The sequence below is a fragment of the Pseudolactococcus hodotermopsidis genome (genome assembly GCF_011170085.1).
GTDB lineage: Bacteria > Bacillota > Bacilli > Lactobacillales > Streptococcaceae > Pseudolactococcus > Pseudolactococcus hodotermopsidis.
In genome coordinates this window covers 1-23,174 of record NZ_BLLI01000011.1, presented here as the reverse complement: position 1 = coordinate 23,174, position 23,174 = coordinate 1, and the positions used below count along the sequence as shown (strand labels likewise).

The following is a 23,174-nucleotide window of genomic DNA, read 5'->3' as shown; positions in this document are numbered from 1 at the left end:
AAAATGTCTACAAGAGACACCTGTTGGTTAAACAAAAAAATTGCAAATAAACATTATCAGACCTATTATCTGGCAGAAAAATCGCCTTTAGCGACAACGATTCGTGCAGAATTTGCAGTTTTATTCGCAAATGCAAGCGAGGTTGACGAAAAAGATAAAGCAACGATTGTTTTCGAACGTGTTCTCAATGCGAAACTTGGTGTTGAGGGATTTGAAATGACGGTTTCTGAAAATGTTGTGACACTTTCAGCGACCTCAGATAAGGGCTTGCTTTACGGCTTTTACCACCTTTACACGCAATTAGCGCAAGATAAGGCAATTCAAACAATTGTATCCGTACCCGATCAAGCTATCCGCATGATTAATCATTGGGATAACATGGACGGCTCAATTGAGCGTGGTTATGCGGGGGAGTCAATTTATTTCAAGGACAATAAATTCCGCCGTGATTTTGAGACGATTCGTGACTACGCCCGTCTTTGGGCATCAGTTGGGATTAATGCGATTTCAATCAACAATGTCAATGTTCACAAATACGAAACACGTTTGATTTTGGAAGAAAATTTGCCAGAAGTCAAGTACATTGCTGATATTTTCAGTAGCTACGGCATCAAAACGTATTTGTCTGTCAATTTTGCCTCGCCTAAAATCGTGGGTGGCTTAACAACTTCTGATCCATTGGACGAGGGTGTCAACGATTTTTGGGCGGCTATTGCCAAAAATATCTACCGCGCCATTCCTGATTTTGGCGGTTTTGTTGTCAAGGCCGACTCCGAGGGTGAGCCTGGACCATTTACCTACGGTCGTGGGCATGATGATGGCGCAAACATGTTCGCGCGTGCGCTTGCTCCTTTCGGCGGTCATGTGATTTGGCGTTGTTTCGTCTACGATTGTGCGCAAGATTGGCGCGATCGCTCGATTGATCGTGCGCGTGCAGCTTACGACCATTTTATCGGTTTGGACGGTAAGTTTGATGATAATGTAACCTTACAAATCAAGCTCGGACCGATTGATTTTCAAACGAGAGAACCTGTAACCCCGTTGTTTGGTGGCTTGAAAAAAACCAATCATATCATCGAGTTTCAGATTACGCAAGAATACACTGGGCATCAAAAACATATCTATTATCTAGCGCCAGTTTGGAAAGAGGCTTTGGACTTCGATACCAAAGTCAATGAAAAAGAGAACTTAGTCAAAAATCTGCTCAAAGAAAATTCAGTCATTTCCGAACGTTCGGGAATCGCAGCCGTCGGTAGTGTCGGTATGGACAAAAACTGGACACATCATAAACTCATGCAAAGCAATCTGTTTGCCTATGGTAGACTATGTTGGTCTAACCAACTAACTTCAAAAGAAATTGCTGAAGAATGGTTAGCATTGAGCTTTGACTTGTCACAAGAGGCAGCTGAAAAAGTTTTGGCGATTCTGCTCACTTCTCGTGAAACTTATGAATTTTACACAGCGCCACTAGGTATTGGCTTTATGGTCAAGCCACATTTGCATTATGGACCAGATATTGATGGTTACGAGTATGACCGTTGGGGGACTTACCATTTTGCAGATCGCAATGGGATAGGTGTCAACCGCACGTCGATTGACGGCACAGGTTACGCGGGGCAATATGCGAAACAGCGCGAGGCTGAATATAACGACCTTGCGACTTGCCCAGATAATCTCGTCTTATTCTTCCATCATTTGCCTTATACGCACGTTCTTCATAGTGGTAAAACGCTGATTCAGCACATTTATGACACGCATTTTGAGGGTGTCGCACGTGTTGAAAACTACATCGCAACTTGGGACGTTTTATCTGAGGAAATGCCAGCTGCTGACTTTGAAAATGTCAAAACACTTCTGCAAGAACAGCACCGTGTCGCTAAGGATTGGCGCGATCAAGTCAATACTTATTTCCTAAGAAAATCAGGAATTGCTGATGAAAAAGGTCGGCATATTTATGCTTAGATAACTATAAGAATCTCCTCTTGTCTTGTTGCAGGAGGAGTTTTTTTTATTCGGTCACAAATAATATCCCTAAAACTTGCAAAACAGAATGGAAACGATTACAATAGAATTATCTAGTAAGTAAGTTTGCAGAACTAACTGACGAATTTAAAAAGGTAGAAAGTGTGAATCAAATGAATCAATTTTACGTGTGTTATCCAAAAGGCAAAATCAAGGCGCTGACTTTGAGCTATGATGACGGTAATATTGCGGATAGGAAGTTGGTTGACATTTTCAATCGTTATGGTCTGAAAGCGACTTTCAATCTGATTAGTGGCACTTTTGAAGAAACGGCGAAAAATCAAGCCGAGTTTGTCCGTCAAAATGAGGTCGCTGAGCTTTACAAGGGTCACGAAGTTGCTTGTCATACGGTTACGCACCCTTGGCTGACGAGAACGCCGATTGACAAGTTGGCGAGCGAAATTTTGCAAAATCGTGACACGCTTGAGGCGACAGTTGGCTACCCTGTTCAAGGTTTTGCCTATCCTTATGGGTCGTATAGCGATGAAATCAAGGCTTTGTTGCCTTTTGTCGGGCTTGAGTATGCGCGCCCAGTTGCTGATACGGATCAGTTTGAGGTGCCAGAAGATTATTTTGACTGGCAGCCGACTTGCCATCACGACCATCTTTTGCTTGAAAATGCGCAGAAATTTCTCGATTTTGACAATCCGCATGACCACCATATGCGCCTGATGTACGTTTGGGGGCATAGTTACGAGTTCGAGCGCAATGATAACTGGGCGCACATTGAAAAGTTCGCTGAACTCATTGCCAACAAAAACGATATTTGGTACGTGACCAACATCGACTTCAAGCGCTATATGACTGCTGCGAAACGCCTTGTTTTTTCGGTCAATGGTAGCAGCATTTTGAACCCGAGTGCGATTTCAGTCTGGGTGCAGATCAATAACGGCACTGCTATTGAAGTTAAGTCGGGACTTAATACGATAGCATTATAAAAAATAGGAGCAAAAACAAATGACAATCACACACAAAACAGCAAAAGAACAAGCCAGCAAAATCGTTGCACAAATGACATTGGCAGAGAAAATCAGCCAAATTGATTTTGATTCGTCAGCAATTGAGCGCTTAGATATTCCGCATTATAATTATTGGAATGAGGCGTTACACGGCATTGCGCGTGCGGGTGTGGCAACGGTATTTCCACAGGCAATCGGACTTGCTGCAACATTTGACGAAACACTTGTCCATGATGTCGCAGAAGTTATCTCAATCGAGGGGCGCGCCAAGTATAATGAATACGCGAAACATGGCGATCGCGATATTTACAAAGGCTTGACGTTTTGGTCGCCGAATATCAATCTTTTCCGCGATCCACGTTGGGGTCGAGGGCAAGAAACTTATGGTGAGGATCCGTTTTTGACAGCGCAAATCGGTGTTGCTTTCATCAAAGGCTTACAAGGCGACGGCAAATATTTGCGTCTAGCTGCTTGTGCCAAGCATTTCGCTGTGCATAGTGGTCCTGAGGAGGATAGGCATTACTTTGATGCGGTGGTTGCGCCCAAAGATTTGAACGAGTTCTACTTGCCGCAGTTTGAGGCGGCGATAAAAGAGGCGGATGTTGAGTCTTTCATGGGTGCTTATAATGCGGTCAATGGTCAGCCAGCTTGTGTCAATGAGGAATTGATTGCCAAAACTTTGCTTGGCAAATGGGGCTTTGAGGGGCATGTTGTCAGCGATTATATGGCGCTTGAGGATGTGCATGAAAACCACCATTATACGAAAACGGCGGCGGAAACAATGGCACTTGCGATGAAAATCGGTACAAACTTGTGTGCGGGAAAAATCTCAGACGCGCTGTTTGAGGCAGTTGGTAAGGGCTTAGTGACTGAGGCAGAAATTACTGAATCGGTTATCAAACTCTACACAACGCGAGTACGTTTAGGTATGTTCGCCGATGACAATGAGTACGACCAAATTCCCTATGAGGTCAATGCCTCAGCAGAACACGAGGCGTTGTCACTCAAAGCAGCTGAAAAATCAATCGTGTTATTGAAAAATGATGGTATTTTGCCATTAAGCAAGTCAGACCTCAAATCAGTTGCCGTTATCGGACCAACAGCGCGCAATATTGGGGCTTTAGAGGGCAATTATGCAGGGACAGCTAACCGTTATGCGACTTTTGTATCGGGTATCCAACATGCCTTGCGCGATCAAGCCAAAGTGACCTATGCTTTGGGCTGTCATCTTTATAATGATCATGCCGAAAGTACCTTATCTCGTGCGAATGAACGTGAAAGTGAGGCGATTATTGCCGCTGAACACGCTGATTTGGCAGTTATTTGTGTCGGTTTAGACCCAACAATCGAGGGCGAGCAAGGCGATTCTGGCAATGTTTATGGTTCTGGCGACAAACCTAATCTGTCTTTGCCTGGTCAACAAAAACGGTTGATTGAAAAAGTTTTGGCAACTGGTATACCAGTTATCATCGTCGTAGCAGCGGGTAGTGCCATGAGTTTGGACGGCTTAGAGGAACACGCAGGTGTCAAAGCGATTGTCCATGCTTGGTATCCGGGTTCTCATGGCGGTACGGCTTTGGCGAATCTCCTATTTGGCAAGGTCAGCCCAAGTGGTAAATTGCCGCTGACATTTTATAAAAATACGCAAGGCTTGCCAGACTTTTCAGACTATGATATGAGTGAGCGGACGTATCAAAATACGCAACTCGACGTGCTTTATCCTTTCGGTTACGGTTTGACTTATGGTAATGCGGCAATCAAATCTGTTCAACTGGACGACTTGACATTGACAATAACCGCTGAAAACACAGGCGCTTACGATATTGAAGAAGTCGTACAAGTTTATGCGAAAATTGATTCTGAATTTGCACCAAAAAATCACAAATTAGTTGCCTTTAAGCGTGTGGCATTGCCAAAAAATCAAGAAATGACGTTTGACTTGTCAGTCAGAGCTAATCATCTGAAAGTTGTTAATACTGACGGCGAATGGCTTGTTGATGGGACAAAAGCAATTTTATCTGTTGATTTCGGACAACCAACGCTTGAGAGTTTCAAAGTTGAAATTGATTTGAATTAACGTTATTCTATAAATTATAAAACACCCTGATAGCTTGCTATGAGTGGTGTTTTTCGTATTGTCATAAAAATAAATACATTATTTAAAAAAAAGTTGTTGACAAATGAGCTGAAAACGATTACAATAAGTGTTGTAAGTTAGTTCGTCAAACGAACTTGCTAAAATCAAATTTTATCTCGTTAAAACGAGTAGGAGGATTCACAAACATGGCATATTTCCCAGAGATTGAGAAAATCAAGTATGAAGGAAAAGGAACTAAAAACCCGTTCGCTTTTCGTCATTACAACCCGGAAGAAGTAGTTGAGGGCAAAACGATGAAAGAACATCTTCGTTTTGCGATTGCTTATTGGCACACAATGACACAAGATGGCTCAGATCCGTTTGGTAATCCAACCAACGAACGTCCTTGGTTTGGGGCAACACCGCTTGAAACAGCGAAAAATCGCGTTGAGGCTTTCTTTGAAATCTTGGTCAAACTTGATGCACCGTACTTCTGTTTCCACGATATTGACATCGCACCAGAGGGCGACACGCTCGAAGAATTTTATGAAAATCTTGATATTATCACTGATTTGATTAAAGCAAAAATGGACGAAACTGGCATTAAATTGCTTTGGAACACGGCAAACATGTTCTCAAATCCACGTTTTGTTAATGGTGCTGGGTCATCAAATAACGCCGATGTTTTTGCTTATGCAGCAGCACAAGTTAAAAAAGGTCTTGATATTTCCAAAAAACTTGGTGGCGAAAACTATGTTTTCTGGGGCGGACGTGAGGGTTACGAGTCACTTCTTAACACTGACATGAAACTTGAGCAAGATAATATTGCGCGTTTGTTTAAAATGGCGATTGCTTACGGTGAAAAAATTGGTCATAAACCACAATTTTTGATTGAGCCTAAGCCAAAAGAACCAACGAAACATCAATACGATTTCGATGCGGCAACAACGCTTGCTTTCATCTTGAAATACGGTTTAGAGGGCGATTTCAAACTCAATCTTGAGGGCAACCATGCGACATTGGCAGGTCACACATTTGAGCATGAGTTGACAGTTGCGCGTATCAACGATGCGCTTGGCTCAATTGATGCCAACCAAGGCGATGTTTTATTGGGTTGGGATACAGATGAGTTTCCAACGAACGTTTTCGACACAACTTTGGTTATGCTTGAAATTCTTGAAAATGGTGGTATCGCACCTGGTGGGGTCAACTTTGACTCTAAGGTTCGCCGTTCATCATTTGCCAAAGAAGATTTGTTCTTGGCGCATATCGCTGGTATGGATACATTTGCCCGCGGTCTTAAAGGTGCGGCAGCGATTCGCAAGGACAACTTCTTGTCTGATTTGAAAGCCAAACGTTACGCTAGCTTTGAATCTGGTATTGGCGCAAGCATCGTTGCTGGCAATGAAGACCTTGAGAGCTTGACTGAATATTCACTCAAAAACGGTGCTAATATCAAGAATGAGTCTAGCCATATTGAGCTTGTGAAATCTCAATTGAACGACTACCTCGTTTAAAATAACGATATAGTTTTTAGATTTTCCTAAACATATTGAGTAGTTGGGTTCTCCTTAAACGCAACTACTCGCTTATGTTTAGAAAAATCTAGTAAATAAGGAGAAAAAATGAAGATTCAAAATCCGGTTTTGCCGGGCTTTAATTCGGACCCGTCAATTATTCGTGTTAATGATACTTATTATATCGCGACGTCAACTTTTGAATGGTTTCCAGGGGTGCGGATTCATGCTTCAAAAGATATGGTGCATTGGAACTTAGTCGCACATCCGCTCAATACTGTAAAATTACTTGATATGCGTGGTAATGTTGCTTCTGGCGGTATCTGGGCACCTGATTTGTCTTATGCTGACGGTAAATTTTGGCTTGTTTACACAGATGCGAAAATTTGTGATGGACCATTTAAGGACGTTGTCAATTATTTGACGACTGCTGAGGAGATTACAGGTCCATGGTCAGATCCGATTCGTTTAAATGGTGTTGGCTTTGATGCGTCATTGTTCCATGATGATGACGGTAAAAAATATCTGATTCAACAAACTTGGGATCATCGTGAATATAAACATCCATTTGATGTTTTGACCTTGACAGAGTATGATCCGATTGCTGAGAAAATGTTGCCTGAAACGAGAAAACCGATTTATGGTGGTACAGCAGTTGGCTTAACTGAAGGTCCACACCTTTATAAAATCAATGGTTATTATTACATTTTTGCAGCGCAAGGTGGGACTGTTTACACGCATGAGGAAGTTGTCGCACGTTCTAAAACGCTTGAGGTTGGTTCATTTGAAACGCAACCTGGCGAAGTGTTCTTGACAAACTTTGACACACCGTACAATTATATCCAAAAGCAAGGTCATGGTGCTTTGGTGGAGACACCAAGTGGCGAATGGTACTATGCGTCGTTGTGTGGTCGTCCTTGGCATCATGATACGGAAGCTATCAACGATCCGCGTGGTTGGTGTACTTTGGGACGCGAAACGGCGATTCAAAAAGTTGAATGGGATGAGGCTGGTTGGCCGCATATCGTTGGTGGACACGGTGGTACGACAGAAGTTGATGCACCAAAAGATGCGATTTTGACAGAAGCACCTGAAAATCATAACCAATTCAACGAATTTGATGAAAATGAGCTTGATATTAACTTCAATACCTTACGTGTGCCATTTGATGAAAAAATGGGGAATATCAATGATGAAGTGCCAGGACATTTGCGTTTGTATGGTCAAGGTTCGCTTGAAAACTTCTTTGAATTATCGTTAGTTGCGCGTCGTTGGCAAGCCTTTAATTTTGATGCTGAAACAAAAGTGAAGTTTGAGCCAAAAACGTATCGTGCGATGGCTGGTTTGACGAATTATTACAATAACAATCATTATTCTTGGGTACATGTGACTTGGAATGAAAAAAATGGTGCAGTTATTGATGTTGCTGAACACAACCAAACAAATTATACAACGTATTTGAAAGATGATGCGATTAAGATTCCTGAGGGGACTGAATATGTTTGGTTCCGCACGAAAGTTCGGACGAAAACGTATACTTATGAGTATTCATTTGATGGCGAAAATTTTGTTGAGATTCCAGTTGTACTTGATGCGGCGATTCTTTCAGATGATTATGTCAATCTGACAATGGGTGGTTTCTTCACAGGTGGATTCGTTGGACTTGCTGCCGTGGATATGGACGGTTATCGTGAACCTGCTGATTTTGATTACTTCAAGTATGAAGAATTACCAGATACAAACGAAAAAGGTCATAGTGGACCAGGTTTGAAATAAAATTGAGAGCTAGCTCTCTTTAGTTATGCTAATAACTAAAGAACTTAAATAGCTTGAAAATAAAAAGAAAGTTAGGAGGTTCTTATGGAAACTTTGTTTTCAATGAAAGGAATTGAAAAGAGTTTTGGTAAAGTTGATGTCTTGCATGGCTGCGAACTTGAAGTCAAAAAAGGCGAAATTCACGCACTCATGGGCGAGAATGGTGCTGGTAAATCAACATTGATGAATATCCTAGGTGGTGTGTTCCCGAAAGATGCGGGGACGATTACCTTTGAGGGGAAAGAAATGGAAACGCTTACCCCTAATGTTGCAGAAGAGCTAGGTATCGGCTTTGTCCATCAAGAGTTGAATTTGGCTGAGGATGTAACGGTTGCAGAAAATGTCTTTATTGCTCGTTTGCCTTATAAAAATAAAGCGCTTGGTATTGTTGACTGGAAAAAGCTCAACGCTGATACTGAAAAATACTTGAATATTGTTGGGGCGCATTTCAAGCCAACTGATAAAGTTGTGAGCTTGTCAACTGCCAACAAACAATTGGTCGAAATTGCAAAGGCTCTGAGTTTGAATGCCAAAGTTATCATCTTTGACGAACCGACAACGTCATTATCAAATGCTGACGTTGATGTGTTGTTTATCGTGATTCGTGCTTTGCGTGATAAAGGAATTTCAAGTATTTATATCTCTCACCGTATGGCGGAGATTTTCGAGCTTTGCGAACGCATTACAATCATGCGTGATGGGACTTATATCAGTACTGATTATGTTAAAGATTTGACAAATGATGAAATCATTCAAAAGTTGGTAGGGCGTTCATTGGACAATCTTTATCCGAAAGATCCGACTGAAATTGGCGATGTGCATTTGGCAGTTAAAGACCTTCGTGATCGTGCAGGCGTTTTAAAAGGTGTTTCTTTCAATGCTCGAAAAGGTGAAGTTGTTGGTTTTGCAGGTTTGGTTGGTGCTGGTCGAACTGAAATTATGCGCTTGCTCTTTGGTGCTGACCGCATTGGCAGTGGCGAGATTTTAATTGACGGTAAAAAGATTGACATCAAATCACCACTTGATGCTGTTGCGCATAAGATTTGTCTCTTGACTGAGGACAGAAAACATCAAGGTTTGGCGCTTAGTTTGTCAATTTGTGACAATATTAACGTGACTAACTTACCGAATTTTGTTTTGAATCATAAGACAATGGCTGAGACTGCTGATAAATATATTAAAGACGTAACAATTAAAGTTGCGGATAAATTTTTGCCTGCCTCGTCACTTTCAGGTGGTAATCAACAAAAAGTCGTTATCGGTAAATGGTTGAATTCAGACAGCGATATTTATATTTTTGATGAACCAACTAAGGGGATTGACGTTGGTGCGAAGTCAGAAATTTATCAAATCATCAATGATTTAGCCAAACAAGGCAAGACGATTATTATCGTATCGTCTGAAATTCCTGAATTATTGGGGGTAACTGACCGAATTTATGTCGTTCGTGAAGGTAAAATCACAGGTGAGGTCAAAACAAGTGAGGCAACACAAGAAAGTATTATGACATTTGCAACAATGGAGGACGAAAAATAATGGATAAAACAGCAAAAAAATTTAGTTTGAAAGACTTATTTCTGAAATACTCAGTGTACGTCGTTTTAATTGTATTGCTCGCTTACTTTTCAATTGGCACGGAGGCTTTCTTGTCGGTTGGGAATATCGGTAACTTCTTTAGATCAATTCCAATGGTTGGGATTTTGACGATTGCTTATACGATGATTTTGATTACAGGTTATGTTGACTTGTCAATCGCATCTGTTGCGGCTTTTTCAGGTACTGCGGCGGTTTATCTGGCAACTAAAAATGTACCAGCACCTCTTGTTATTCTGATTGCTTTGGCGATTGGTGGCGCGTTTGGTGCTATCAACGGCTTACTTATCAAGAAATTGGACTTGCCGTCATTTATCTTGACTTTGGGTACTAACTATGTTATCCGTGGCATTATTATGTTTATAACGAATGGTATTTACGTAACTGGTGCACCAGATTGGTTTCATAAAATTTCGCAAACGCACATTATTGGTGATATTTTCTTCATGAATACGTTGATTTTCGTTCTTTTGATTATTGCTTTTGTTTTCATTATGAATAATACGCGTTTCGGGAAATATTGTTATATCATTGGTTCAAACCAAGAAGCTGCACGTCTTTCAGGGATTAACACTGACTGGCATGTTGTTAAAGTATTCATTATTGAGGGGATTTTGGCAGCAGTAGCAGGCGTTTTGATGATGTCAAATCTTAATGTTGGTGGACCAAATGAAGGGCAAGGTCTTGATGGTCTTGCCATGGCAGCTGCTATCATGGGTGGTACATCATTCTCAGGTGGTATTGGTACAATTGGTGGCGCTATCGTTGGTATTCTTACGCTTCAAGTCTTTACAAATGGTTTGACAATTATGGGCGTTAATGCTTTCATGCAAAATGCTGTTACTGGTGGCGTTATTATCTTGGCAATCATCATTGATTACCTTCGCCGTAAAGCTGAAAAAGCTTAATCAAATTTGGTATTTAGGGGCTTTTCCCTTAACATATAAAACAAAATAGGAGATGACACATGAAAAAATCTAAAGTATTGCTTGGTTTGGCAGCTGCAGCTGCAACCTTGTTATTTGCAACTGCTTGTAGCGAAAGTGGATCGAAAGATTCATCTGACGGCAAGAAAACAATTTACTTTATTCCAACAGTTGATACGGGGGCTTATTGGAGTCCGATGAAACGTGGTGCACAAGAAACGGCTGAAAAACTTGGCTACAACTTGGTTGTTAAGACGGCAACATCAACAGAGGCAGGAAAAAATGATAAACATATTGGTTTTGTGAAAGAGGCAATTTCTGCTAAAGCAGCTGGGATTGCGATTTCGCCAATGGAACCTAATATCTTCCAACCTGTTGTAGAAGATGCCATGAATGCTAAAATTCCAGTTATCACTTTTGATGCGGAAATTGCTGATCCATCAAAACGTACTGCTTATGTTGGAACTGTAAATGAAAAAGCTGGCTTTAAACTTGGTGAAGAAGCTGGTAAAGAAATGAAAGCAGCTGGTGTTACCAAAGGCTCAATCGAAACAATGTGTACCGATGTGTCACAAACAACAAATATTGACCGTTTGAAAGGACTTAAGGCTGGTTTTAAATCAGCTATGGGTGATGACTATAAAAACTTTGAATGGTTAGAACCACAAATGGACAATGACCAAGCAGCAACATCTAAAACAATCACTGAAGGTTTGATTACAGCGCACAGTGACTTAGCAGTTATCTTTACTTTCGGTTCTGAAGGACCAGACGTAGGTGTTATGGAAGCTCTTGCGTCACAAAAGAAAGCTGGTAAAATCTATCACTATGGTTTTGACTACACACCAACATGGGAAAAAGGTATTGAAGAAGGTCGTATCAATGGTATTGTTGACCAAGACGCTTATAATATCGGTGTTCAAGTTATCACAAACCTTGATAAAGCGATTAAAGGCGAAAAACTTGATTCTGTTATTCCGATTGATGTAAACTATGTACCAGCTGGTGAAATTGTCACTTATGGTGAGAAAAAAGAAAAATAAATGATATTTGAAATGAAATAAACATTTGTTTGCGTAATATCCTCCAAAATATTTTTATCAAGAAACGAGAGTCATCGGGAGATAGCTCTCGTTTTTTTGCATGAAAAACTCACCAGACTTATAAATCTGGCGAGTTTATGTTGTGGTTATTGTTGATGTTTCTTGGTTTTTTGATCAATCGTCAAAACATCCGATTCAGGAGTGTAAATAATCTTGACATAGGCAGAGACTGATGGTGCTCCCGCCTTAATTGCGACTTCTTGGCAATGCTTGACAACTGACATCAATTCTTCATAATCGCCCTCAATAGCTGTTTCAAAAGCACCGACTTGATAGGTCAGTCCAGTTGAGGCGATGTAGGCGATAACCTCGTCGACAATGCGGATAAGCTCATCTGTGTCGGTAACTTTCGGAAGAATTTGGATAGCGATACTTGCGTTCATGTGGGCTCCTTACTTGGTTGAAAATAGTTTTGGATAGGTCAAATAAACGAGAATTAAGACAATGCTTGTCAACGCGGCGGTCAAAAGACCGTTTGTCCCATTGATGATAACTGAGTAAAGCACTGCACCATAGCCCTTCCAAGCGTATTCAGACCAAAAAATCACGCCAGCGATAAAATGTAAGAAATAGCGAGCAATATTGCCAGCAAGTGCACCGAGAATAATATAGAGTATGATTTTATTTTTATTACCAGCAGCTGCCTTGATTTTATTTGCAAAAAGCCCAGTTGCCCCGCAAAGGAGGTAAGCAAAGACGTACTCAATCAAAACTTGAGGAACGCTTAGAAACCAAGCTTTTCCGACGACAAAATGGAGCAGTCCCCAGACGAGACCAGCCATTGCGCCAGAAGCAGTCCCACGGCGCAGTGCATACAAGGCGATTGGGACAGCGCCGAGAGAGATTGAGAAGAAGCCAATGCCGTGCGGGATAAATTGGAGCGCCATAGCAAGTGATGCCATAAATGCACCCTCAATCCAAATGCGGATGTCAGTGACTTTGGCTGTTGTTGTAGTGTTCATGTGTGTTCTCCTTTATTTGAACTTCAAGCTAACTTTCTAGGAAAGTTTGCGATGTTTTAATGTTACAAAACAGAACCAAAAAACGCTTTCTAAAATGAGACTAGAAAGCGTTTGAAATGTAGATGAATTTACAAAATATGTTATTTTTACGCAGCGCTACATAAAAATTAGATTTCGATTCACTCATTACTTCCCTACGCGAGTCCTAACTCACAGGTTCAAAGGGATTGTGACACGCACATCTCAGCTCAAAATTGAGCACCCCTAGTAACATCTCCTATTGTATCGTAATATTTTGAAAATTGCAAGAGTTAATTCGGTAAATGAACAAATCTGAAACGTTAAAAGAAATTGCGATTTCCGTTATTGCGGGAGTTGTTGTTGCCGTCTTTGCTTATTGGTTGAATCGCAAAGACCGCTAAACTAGGCGTGCCTTAACCAATCAGACGCTTGAAAAATAGCTCTTTCTGATGTTTGAAACGTTTATAAACCCATTATAGCATTTTTGAGTTTTCTGCCTATTTTCCATTTTTGATTTTATAACTATATCTTTTTTCAAAAAAAGAGTATAATAGAATTATCGATTGTTCGATTATCAAACTTACTGATAAAACCATGATACTGAAAGCGAGGCAACGAAGTCGCGAACTTTCGTAGAAAATTAGCTTGACGTTCAAATAAAGGAGAAAAATCAATGAATAATTTCAGAATGTATGTGCCAACAGACATCCGTTTCGGTAAAGACCGTCTTAATGAATTGCCAGAGGTGCTTGGCGCTTATGGCAAGCGTGTATTGCTTGCTTATGGTGGCGGTTCTATCAAGCGTTTTGGGCTTTATGATAATGTTGTCAACTTGCTGAAATCAAACGGTTTTCATATTGTTGAGTTGACTGGTATTGAGCCCAATCCCAAAATTTCGTCAGTCCGTGAGGGTGTTAAATTAGTTCGTGAAAATGAGCTGAACGTCATCTTAGCTGTTGGTGGTGGTTCGGTTGTGGATGCAGCGAAAGTCATTGCGGGTGCGGTTTATTATGATGGCGATGCGTGGGATTTGGTCGAAGATGGCAGTAAAATGGGCAAGGCATTACCAATTATTGACATCTTGACCTTGGCTGCGACGGGTACTGAAATGAACCGTAATGCTGTGATTTCAAACCCTGAAATCAATGAAAAACTTGGGACAAGTGGTTGGGAACTCTTACCCAAGGCATCGTTTCTTGACCCAACAAATACATTCACAGTGCCTACTGGGCAGACAGCTGCGGGTGCTGCCGATATTTTGAGTCACCTTTTCGAGCAATATTTCAATCGAACAGACGGTGTGGATGTTCAGGATAATATTGCCGAGGGGTTGATGAAAGCAGTCATCAAAAATGCACCGATTGCTCTTAAAACACCTGATGATTATATCGCGCGTGCTAATATTTTGTGGGCATCAACGCTTGCGCTTAATGGTATTCCTGGTAATGGTCGTGCTGGTGGTTGGACCTGTCATCCGATTGAACATGAGTTGTCAGCTTATTACGACATTACACATGGTATTGGACTTGCGATTTTGACACCGCGTTGGATGAAGTATTGTTTGGATAATGATGAGACAACAGTTAGTAAATTTGCCAAATATGGTCGTCAAGTTTGGCATTTTGAAGGCGAAAATGACAGTGAAATTGCGCATAGAGCAGTCAAAGCGACTTACGAGTTTCTCAAATCGCTTGATATACCAATGACATTGCCAGAAGTCGGCATTGAAACTGACGAATTGGTTGATGAGATGAGTGCGCAAGCCGTCGTTCATGGTGGCTTGTCAAATGGCGCTTTCGTTGAACTTGAAAAAGAAAATGTTGCCCAAATCATCCGCGCTTGTTTTGCTGAGATGATTGAATTTTAATAAAGTAAAAAACACTTGAAATATCAAGTGTTTTTTGTCGGATTAGATTAAACAAGAATCGTAATCACGGTTATATTTTAAATTTGGAATATCAAAATACTGTTGCACATTCAAAGCAATCGCCCCTAAAATCGTTGCTTGTTCATGAAAACAGGAATTGCGGATGACCATATCTTTAGCGAAAGCACTCTTAACTTGCGCCGTAATCATCTCGCTAATTTCAGGCAATTCCTTGAACAAATCGCCATTGAGTGTGATAATTTCAGGATCGAACATCATTACGAGCGTATTGATACAGTTATTGAGCATATCAACGGTTTCGGCAATGAAAGCAATCGTTTCAGGGTCGCCACTGCGGAAATATTCACGAATGATGACCATATTGACAAAATTCATGTTTTTCAGCTCGCTAAAACGGCGATAAATCGCATTCAAGCTGGTATATTGCTCCAAACAGCCCGAATTGCCACAAATACAACGCAGACCCTGTGCCTTGATAATCGTATGACCGACCTCTCCAGCGTTACCATTTCGCCCTTTTTCAATTTTACCATTTTGGATAATGCCAGCGCGGACACCATTGCGCACGCTGAGGTTGATGAGATAGTTGCTTGGCGAGGCAAAAGCATACTCGCCAATCGCCGAAAGATTGGCCTCATTTTCGATGTGAATGGCGAAGTCGTATTTTTTCTGCAAGATGTGATAGAGGTCAATCTGATCAATGTTTGAGCGTGGTGTGAAAGTTATTTTATTATGATTGACCGAGCCATGAATAGCAATCGTAAGTCCAATCACACCAAGCTCAGTACTTGGTAAATGCGCAATCATTTGCTCAATTTTATCAGTAATCATCTCAAGTACGTTATCTTTGGTAATATTGACATCGGTCTGCTGTTTTTGAAAAATAATCTGCCGATCCAAATAGCTTGCCGTGCATGCCAGATAACCAGCATCAATATTCAAAAGCAGACAAATTCCCGCTTTTTCATTAAAATGAATCATGATAGGCTTTCTGCCGCCGCTCATACCACCCTCACCAGTCCCTTTTTCAAGGACAATCTTCCTGTCTAGCAAGTCGGAGGTAATAGAAGTAATCGAAGTTTTGTTCAAGGCAGTAATTTTGGCAAGTTGAATGCGAGAAATGCCGTTTGACTTGATAATTTCCTGTAACACAAGCGAGACATTCTGTTCCCGAACTTTAAATTTATCAGTTTTCACACAATATCCTCATTCTAAGTTTTTAGAACTATTTTTATGGTTAGCTGACTATATTATAACAGAAAAAAGTTGAAATTTAAACATTAGTTTGTATGCTGTCATTAACTAAAATTTATCCACCTGAAATATCGGAACTATTTTCTAAAAATGGTGTTTAAACAGCTGTTATTTTCAAGATAAATCAGTTCAATATTAAAATACTTGTATTTTCTTAAAAATGACTTGCAAAATCACTGGAAAACGGTTACAATATAACTATAAAGGTTAGTAAGTTTGGAGTACCAACTTACTTGGAGATGAGAAAAGAAGTGGGAATATAGGTATTAGACATGAAGAAAGCGCAATTTATCTTAATTGGTGGCGGTTGGCGAGGCGAGTTTTATATGAGATTGGCGCAAAAAATGCCCAATCGCTTTGAAATTACGGCGATTGTCACAGTTGACCCTAAGCAACAAACTTACTATGCGAGTTGGGGGTTTAATTGTGTCGAAAGTCTGGATAGGGCTTTGTTAGCTGGGCAGCCTGATTTTGTTGTGATTTGTGTGCCACATACGGTGGCAGCAAAGGTCGCAGTTGAGGTATTGAAAACGGGTTTGCCTGTTTTATCAGAAACGCCAGCAGGTAGCAGTTTGGATGACTTACTTTATTTGGCGGCAAATATGCCTCAAAATGCTAAGTATCAGGTTGCTGAGCAGTATCATCTTAGACCTGATATGGCTGCACGTCTGTCCGTCATTGCCAAAGGTAAAATCGGTCATCCGCAACTAGCCTTGGTGTCATTGACTAATAATTACCATGCGATTGCTCTAATGCGTAAATTTCTCAATGTTTCAGGACATGAGACGACGATTTTGGCACAGCGTTTTCAAGTCACGGGTCAGCCAGGTTTTGAGCGTAGTGGGCTAGCTTTGTTAGAGCGTTTTCAAGTTTATAATCAGACACTTGCGACCTTTAATTTTGGGCAAGGCAAAACAGGAATTTACAACTTTGAAGACGATCAACATCGTAGTTTTATCCGATCCCAACATATTCAAGTTAAGGGCGATCGTGGTGAGTTAAATGATAAGGACTTGCGTTATCTGAAAGATTTTAAAACACCGATTATTTCACATGTTCAGCGTATTAACAAAGGCGAATATGAGAATATGGAGGGTGTTGGTTTCAAGGGGCTTATTTTGGCGGGCGATTGGCTCTACCAAAATCCTTATCAAGAGACCGTGTTATCAGATGATGAGATTGCGCTTGCGACTTGTCTAAGGCAAATGGCTGATTATTGTCGTGGTGGTAAAGCGTTCTATTCTTTTGCTCAAGCAGCGCAAGATTTTTATTTAACACTGTTGATTGAAGAGTCGATTGAGACGCAACAAGCAGTTCATACGCAACCGCAGCCTTGGACAAGTGAATTGTTAAAAGATTACGAATGATTTGTTTGTGATAAATCACTAAATTTTCGTACATATTATAAAGGAGGCAGAATGTTTATTCATGAAAATTTTTTGTTAGCAAATGATTTGGCAAAAAACTTATTCCATAATTATGCTGAAAAATTGCCGATTATTGATTATCATTGTCATTTAGAACCGCAAGAAATCGCTGAAAATGTTCGTTTTACGTCAATTACAGCGCTTTGGTTGAGTGGTGACCATTACAAATGGCGTGCCATGCGGGCGTGTGGTATTCCTGAAAAAAATATCACGGATTCTGGTAGTGATTGGGAAAAGTTCTATGCTTGGGCGCAGACGGTTGAGCGTTCGCTCGGTAATCCCTTGTATCATTGGACACATTTGGAGCTGAAACGCTATTTTGGTGTGACTGATTTGCTCAATGCTGAAAGTGCTAAGCAAATTTATGACGCATGTAATCATTATTTGGCGGTGCATGAGGTAACGGCGCAGTCTCTGATTCTTGACTCAAATGTCAAGTATATCGGGACGACTGACGATATTTTGAGTGATTTGCGTTATCATAAACAGATTGCAGCAGCAGGTTTTCCTTGCACAGTTGCGCCGAGTTTCCGTCCTGACCCCGTTATTGCGATTGAAAAGGTTGGCTTTGTACCTTATATTGAAAAAATTTCAGAATTTTCAGGAGATATTATCTCAGGTTTTGCTGATTTGGTAAACTTTTTAGATGGTCGTTTGGCATATTTTACGGCGGTTGGGGGACGTGTGAGTGACCATGGTTTTACAGCTTTGGTTTATGCAGAAGCGACACCTGATGAACTAGACAACATTTTCCAAAAGGCGATGGCGAATCAAACATTGACCAATCATGAAATCGCGCAATGGCAAGGTCAGATAATGGTTGCGCTTGGCAAACTTTATAAACGTTATGATTGGGTAATGCAGCTACATTTTGGTGCGGTTCGTATTGCCAATACGCGTTTGTTTGAGTTGACGGGAGCTGATACAGGTGGCGACTCAATTTATGATCAAGCTGATTTGGCGATTCAGCTGAATCGCTTACTGGATGCGCTTGATAAGACTAATGAACTGCCGAGAACGATTATTTATAACACGAATCCTGCGCAGAATGATATGCTAGTCACGACTTGTGCTAATTTCCAGATGAATGACGACGGTATCAAGAGCCGTGTGCAGTTTGGGGCAGGGTGGTGGTTCAATGATACGTATCGTGGCATGACGCGTCAAATGGAGAGTTTGGCTGACAATGGGTTACTCATGAATTTTGTTGGTATGCTAACAGATTCTCGGAGCTTTTTGAGCTATTCACGGCATGATTATTTCCGTCGAATTTTGGCTAATTATATGGCTGAAAAGACGGAAAAAGGTTTTTATCCAGATGATGAGGCATTGTTGAAACAGATGATTCAAGACATTAGTTTTTATAATGCTAAGGCTTATTTTAAACTTGATCAGCTTGACTGAGAGTGGCTAGGGGTAATATGACAACTGTTCGTATTGGTATTATCGGTCTTGGGACAATTGGTCGGCAATATTTTGAAGAAATTCAGGCGGGATTGGTTGAAGATGCAATTGTAACGGCTGTTACAATCAGAGACGAAACGGTAGTGAAAGCGCAACAAGCCGTCTTTCCTGACTTGAAAATTTATTTGACAGCTGAAGCATTATGCGCTAGTTCTGAGGTTGATGCCGTTTTAATTGCGACACCACATATGACTCACGTTGCGCTTGCAAAATTAGCTTTACGACAAGGTAAGCATGTTTTTGTTGAGAAACCTTTAGGTGTTAAACTTGCCGACTTGTTGCCACTTGTTTCTGAGGTGACACAGAGCGATTTGATTTTCAGCGTGCAATATCAAGAGCGTGTACACCCGACGTTTCAGGCAATCAAAAAGTTACTTGCATATCAGGAAATTGGCGAAATTCAGCGGATTCATTGGCAAATTTTACAGTATTATCGTGATGCTGCTTACTATAATGATACAGCTTGGCGGGGGACTTGGGCGCTTGACGGCGGCGGTGTTCTGCTCAATCAGACGATTCATCAGCTTGATTTATGGCAATATCTGTTTGGCATGCCGAGTCGTATTTTCGCAAATTGTCGCTTTGGCGCTTATCGTCAGATTGAAGTTGAGGACGAAGTGACAGCGACTTTTGTCTATCCAAATGGTAGCCAAGGCACATTTATTGCGAGTGTCAATGAACCGTTTTCGCAAGATCGTTTGGAAATTATTGGTGAAAAGGGCACGATTGTGCTTGATGGTTTGGGGAAAATTTGGCTGACAACGGCGCTAGGATGTCGGGAAATACCTATTGTATTAGAAGAGAACCAATGGTCAATTGACCGCGATTTGTTGCTAGCTGATTTTGTTGCACATATTACAGGAAAAAGTCAAGAACCATTGATTTCAGATGTTTTTGGTGCAACCAAAAGTGTCGAATTAGTCAATGGGATGTGGCTGTCAACTTGGCAGAAGTCTTGGGTTGACTTGCCGTTAGATATGGCAACATTTAATAAATATTATCAAATAAACCACGATGCTTAAAAGCGATACGCCCTAGGCGCAAACTTTCCTAGAAAGTTAGCTTGAAGTTCAATACGAGGAGAAAAAAGTGAAGATTACAGATGATTATTTGAATAAGCCAGAAGTGTTCAAAGACAAAAATATTGTCGTGCCAACATATGATGTGGCGGAAATGCGGGCAGAAACGCTGAAAAATCCAGAGTGGGTGCATTTTGGTGGTGGGAATCTCTACCGTTGTTTTCATGCTCAGGTTGCGCAAGATTTGCTAAATTCTGGCGATTTAAAGACAGGCATTGTTGTTGTTGAAACATTTGGCGAGGACTTGATTGATAGTGTTTATCATGATTTTGACAATCGTTCGTTGACTGTTGAGATGAAAACGGACGGCAGTTTTGAAAAAACACTCGTTGCAGCAACAGCTGAGGCACTTTATTTTCATAAAAATAATGTTACAGACGTGGCAAGTTTGGTGACTATTTTTAAGGCGGAGAGTTTGCAACTTGTGACCTTGACGATTACTGAAAAAGGGTATGCGGTCAAAGATTCGGCGGGAGAATTGCTAGCGCAAGTCGTCTCAGACCTCAAAGTCGGACCAGAGTTTGACCAATTGGCTAATACCATGTCTAAACTGACTTATTTGCTTTTAGAGCGTTTTAATGCCAATCAAACACCGCTTGCCATGGTCTCAACTGATAATTTTTCGCACAATGGTGATCGTTTGAAAGCAGCCATTTTGGAAATTGCCCAAGGCTGGTATAAAGCAGGGCATGTGTCAGCCGATTTTGTTGCTTATTTGTCGGATGACACAAAAATCTCTTTCCCATTTTCAATGATTGACCGCATTACACCATTGCCAAATGGAGAAATCGCTGAACAGCTTGAAAATTCAGGCATTGAAAAGATGAAACCGTTTGTAACGGACAAGCAAAAAATGGTGTTGTCGGCGTTTGTCAATACAGAAGAAGTACATTATCTAGCGATTGAGGATAAGTTTCCAAATGGTCGTCCTGCGCTTGAAAAAGCAAGTGGTGTTTTACTTGGCAATCGTGAGACGATTAACAAAGCTGACCTGATGAAAGTATGTACTTGTCTCAATCCGCTTCATACAACGCTTGCGATTTTTGGCTGTCTGCTTGGTTTTGATCGCATTTACAAGGAAGTCGAAGACGAAGATTTACTGAAACTTATTGAGCAAGTTGGGTTTATTGAGGGCTTGCCAGTCGTTGAAAATCCTGAGATTATCCAACCTGAGCAATTTATCAACGAAGTTATTTATAAACGTTTTGCCAATCCAAATATTCCAGATATGCCAGAGCGGATCGCAACGGATACCTCACAAAAAATCGGTATTCGTTTTGGTGAGACCTTGAAAGCTTATGTTGCTGCACCTGATAAGGATGTTCGTGACTTGACATTTATACCGCTTACGATTGCGGCTTGGTGTCGGTATCTGCTTGCGCTTGATGATAATGGCGTTACCTTTGAAGTCAGTCCTGACCCGCTCTTACCTGAGTTACAAGCGCAGTTGTCAACGGTTAAGTTGGGTTCGGAAAATGTTGACTTGCACCAAATTTTGCAACCTATTTTGCGAAACGACTTGATATTTGGACTCGATTTAGTTGACATTGGTCTGGCTGACAAGATTGAAAACTTCTTTGCGCAACTTATCAAAGAAACAGGTAGCGTGAGGAAAGTTTTGCAAGCGACCTTAGCTACACACGCCAAAGATATTCAAAAATAGAAAGTAGGAAATGATAAAATGAAAATGACTATGCGTTGGTACGGCAAAAATGATGACCCGATTAAAATTGAAAATATCCGCCAAGTTCCTGGTATGACAGGTGTTGTTGGTGCATTATTTGATGTGCCAGTTGGCGAAGTTTGGCCTGAGGACAAGATTCAAGCGCTCAAAGCTGATGTTGTTGCGGCAGGGCTAGAACTCGAAGTAATCGAGTCGGTCAATATTCACGAGGACATCAAACTTGGTTTACCGTCACGTGATAAATATATTGAAAATTATAAGGAAACGATTCGCAGACTTGCCAAAATCGGTATTAAAGTCATTTGTTATAATTTCATGCCTGTTTTTGATTGGATGAAAACAGAAATGGCTTACCAACTTGAAGATGGTTCAAATACCATGGCTTTCTTTCTTGAAGGTGTGCAAAAATCGGCTGCTGAGGTCGCACAAGATGTGCTGTCTAAAAATGAAGGAACTATTTTACCAGGTTGGGAACCTGAACGTTTAGCTGATGTTACCAAGCTCATTGACCTTTATCAAGAGGTGACAGAGGATGATTTGCGTGCCAATCTCAAGTATTTCTTGGAACAAATCATTCCTGTTTGTGAAGAGGTTGACATCAAAATGGGGATTCATCCAGATGATCCGCCGTATTCGATTTTCGGTTTGCCACGCATTGTCAAAAATCGTGAGGACTTGGATTTTATCTGCAATGCGGTAGATTCGCCGTATAATGGTATCACTTTTTGTACAGGTTCAATCGGCGAAGATCCTGACAATGATTTGGTGGCGATTGTTGCTGAGTTTGCTAAACGTGACCGCATTCCTTTTGCCCATGTTCGCAACGTCAAATTTATTGGCGAGGGTAAAGATTGTTATGAATCAGCGCATTATTCGCCATATGGCTCGCATGATATGTTTAAAATCATGGAAGCCTTATATGACAATGGCTTTGACGGCTATATTCGTCCTGACCATGGGCGGATGATTTGGGGCGAAGTTGGTCGTCCAGGCTATGGCTTGTATGATCGTGCGCTTGGTGCGATGTATTTGACTGGTCTTTGGGAAGCCTTAGAGAAACGGCAAGTGAACTAGATTAGTTTAAAAAAATTCAATTTTTTATCATGAGAAATGTTTTATCGACGGGTAAGGCATTTTTTGGGTTCTATAATAAATCGTGTGGGAAAAATTCCCAGACGATTTTTTTTGCAAAAAAAAATCCTTCCTTCTATAATGTGAGTTATTAAGCAACACAAAAGAAAGGAAAGACATGTTTGATTATATCCTAAGTAAGTATCATTTACAAGAAAAAGACTGGTTATATTCAGATACTTCCCCTATTCAAGTTGATCGTCACTTTGAACTTAACGTTAAGCTAACTCAACCAGCGACTAAGTGCACAAG

The 23,174-nt window shown here is 40.9% G+C and carries 18 protein-coding genes and 1 riboswitch; of the genes, 15 read left to right on the top strand and 3 right to left on the bottom strand.

All coding sequences use genetic code 11. From position 1 onward, the window contains the following. Positions 1 to 3 precede the first annotated feature (3 nt). From Hs30E_RS03090 to Hs30E_RS03055, 8 genes are all read left to right on the top strand, one after another. On the top strand, positions 4 to 1,962 hold the full coding sequence (locus tag Hs30E_RS03090) for an alpha-glucuronidase (protein WP_172207858.1): 1,959 nt from the start codon (positions 4 to 6) through the stop codon (positions 1,960 to 1,962). Positions 1,963 to 2,135: 173 nt separating this feature from the next. Continuing rightward, a complete protein-coding gene (locus tag Hs30E_RS03085) occupies positions 2,136 to 2,960 on the top strand; it encodes a polysaccharide deacetylase family protein (protein ID WP_172207891.1) in 825 nt (274 codons plus the stop codon). 19 nt (positions 2,961 to 2,979) lie between these two features. Beyond that, positions 2,980 to 5,058, top strand: coding sequence for a glycoside hydrolase family 3 C-terminal domain-containing protein (locus tag Hs30E_RS03080; protein ID WP_172207856.1), 2,079 nt, complete (start codon positions 2,980 to 2,982; stop codon positions 5,056 to 5,058). Between the two features lie 206 nt (positions 5,059 to 5,264). Continuing rightward, positions 5,265 to 6,575, top strand: a complete 1,311-nt coding sequence (gene xylA / locus Hs30E_RS03075; RefSeq protein WP_172207855.1) for a xylose isomerase — start codon at positions 5,265 to 5,267, stop codon at positions 6,573 to 6,575. Between the two features lie 108 nt (positions 6,576 to 6,683). Continuing rightward, positions 6,684 to 8,351, top strand: a complete 1,668-nt coding sequence (locus Hs30E_RS03070; RefSeq protein ID WP_172207854.1) for a glycoside hydrolase family 43 protein — start codon at positions 6,684 to 6,686, stop codon at positions 8,349 to 8,351. An 84-nt stretch (positions 8,352 to 8,435) separates the two neighbouring features. Beyond that, entirely contained in the window at positions 8,436 to 9,926 is a 1,491-nt protein-coding gene (locus Hs30E_RS03065; protein ID WP_172207853.1) for a sugar ABC transporter ATP-binding protein, read from the top strand. Further along, positions 9,926 to 10,891, top strand: a complete 966-nt coding sequence (locus tag Hs30E_RS03060) for an ABC transporter permease (protein ID WP_172207852.1) — start codon at positions 9,926 to 9,928, stop codon at positions 10,889 to 10,891. Before Hs30E_RS03065 ends, Hs30E_RS03060 begins: the two co-directional genes overlap by 1 nt. A gap of 59 nt (positions 10,892 to 10,950) precedes the next feature. Beyond that, positions 10,951 to 11,952 (top strand): sugar ABC transporter substrate-binding protein, encoded by a 1,002-nt coding sequence (locus tag Hs30E_RS03055; protein WP_172207851.1) that lies wholly within the window; start codon positions 10,951 to 10,953, stop codon positions 11,950 to 11,952. Positions 11,953 to 12,098: 146 nt separating this feature from the next. On the opposite strand, the gene Hs30E_RS03050 is transcribed toward Hs30E_RS03055, so the two are convergent. Then, complete coding sequence (locus tag Hs30E_RS03050) at positions 12,099 to 12,395, bottom strand: thiamine-binding protein (RefSeq protein WP_172207850.1); 297 nt, start codon at positions 12,393 to 12,395, stop codon at positions 12,099 to 12,101. A gap of 9 nt (positions 12,396 to 12,404) precedes the next feature. Next, the gene (gene thiT, locus Hs30E_RS03045; RefSeq protein WP_172207849.1) at positions 12,405 to 12,974 is read right to left on the bottom strand and encodes an energy-coupled thiamine transporter ThiT; all 570 of its coding nucleotides are present in this window, start codon (positions 12,972 to 12,974) and stop codon (positions 12,405 to 12,407) included. A gap of 174 nt (positions 12,975 to 13,148) precedes the next feature. Next, positions 13,149 to 13,250: riboswitch (TPP riboswitch) on the bottom strand. 47 nt (positions 13,251 to 13,297) lie between these two features. On the opposite strand from thiT, the gene Hs30E_RS03040 reads away from it, so the two are divergent. After that, on the top strand, positions 13,298 to 13,396 hold the full coding sequence (locus Hs30E_RS03040; protein WP_172207848.1) for a type I toxin-antitoxin system Fst family toxin: 99 nt from the start codon (positions 13,298 to 13,300) through the stop codon (positions 13,394 to 13,396). 272 nt (positions 13,397 to 13,668) lie between these two features. Further along, the gene (locus Hs30E_RS03035) at positions 13,669 to 14,862 is read left to right on the top strand and encodes an iron-containing alcohol dehydrogenase (protein ID WP_172207847.1); all 1,194 of its coding nucleotides are present in this window, start codon (positions 13,669 to 13,671) and stop codon (positions 14,860 to 14,862) included. Positions 14,863 to 14,904: 42 nt separating this feature from the next. Here the strand turns inward: Hs30E_RS03035 and Hs30E_RS03030 are convergent, their stop codons facing one another. Continuing rightward, positions 14,905 to 16,080 (bottom strand): ROK family protein, encoded by a 1,176-nt coding sequence (locus tag Hs30E_RS03030; protein WP_172207845.1) that lies wholly within the window; start codon positions 16,078 to 16,080, stop codon positions 14,905 to 14,907. A 329-nt stretch (positions 16,081 to 16,409) separates the two neighbouring features. On the opposite strand from Hs30E_RS03030, the gene Hs30E_RS03025 reads away from it, so the two are divergent. The 5 genes from Hs30E_RS03025 (at position 16,410) to uxuA (ending at position 22,865) form a co-directional block, all read left to right on the top strand. Further along, positions 16,410 to 17,504: a Gfo/Idh/MocA family protein gene (locus tag Hs30E_RS03025; protein WP_172207844.1), complete on the top strand. Its 1,095-nt coding sequence runs from the start codon at positions 16,410 to 16,412 to the stop codon at positions 17,502 to 17,504. Positions 17,505 to 17,555: 51 nt separating this feature from the next. Next, positions 17,556 to 18,968 (top strand): glucuronate isomerase, encoded by a 1,413-nt coding sequence (gene uxaC / locus Hs30E_RS03020; protein WP_172207843.1) that lies wholly within the window; start codon positions 17,556 to 17,558, stop codon positions 18,966 to 18,968. A 17-nt stretch (positions 18,969 to 18,985) separates the two neighbouring features. Then, a complete protein-coding gene (locus tag Hs30E_RS03015) occupies positions 18,986 to 20,050 on the top strand; it encodes a Gfo/Idh/MocA family protein (protein WP_172207842.1) in 1,065 nt (354 codons plus the stop codon). A 67-nt stretch (positions 20,051 to 20,117) separates the two neighbouring features. Then, entirely contained in the window at positions 20,118 to 21,770 is a 1,653-nt protein-coding gene (locus Hs30E_RS03010) for a mannitol dehydrogenase family protein (protein ID WP_228461978.1), read from the top strand. An 18-nt stretch (positions 21,771 to 21,788) separates the two neighbouring features. After that, on the top strand, positions 21,789 to 22,865 hold the full coding sequence (gene uxuA / locus Hs30E_RS03005; RefSeq protein WP_172207841.1) for a mannonate dehydratase: 1,077 nt from the start codon (positions 21,789 to 21,791) through the stop codon (positions 22,863 to 22,865). Positions 22,866 to 23,174: the final 309 nt, after the last annotated feature.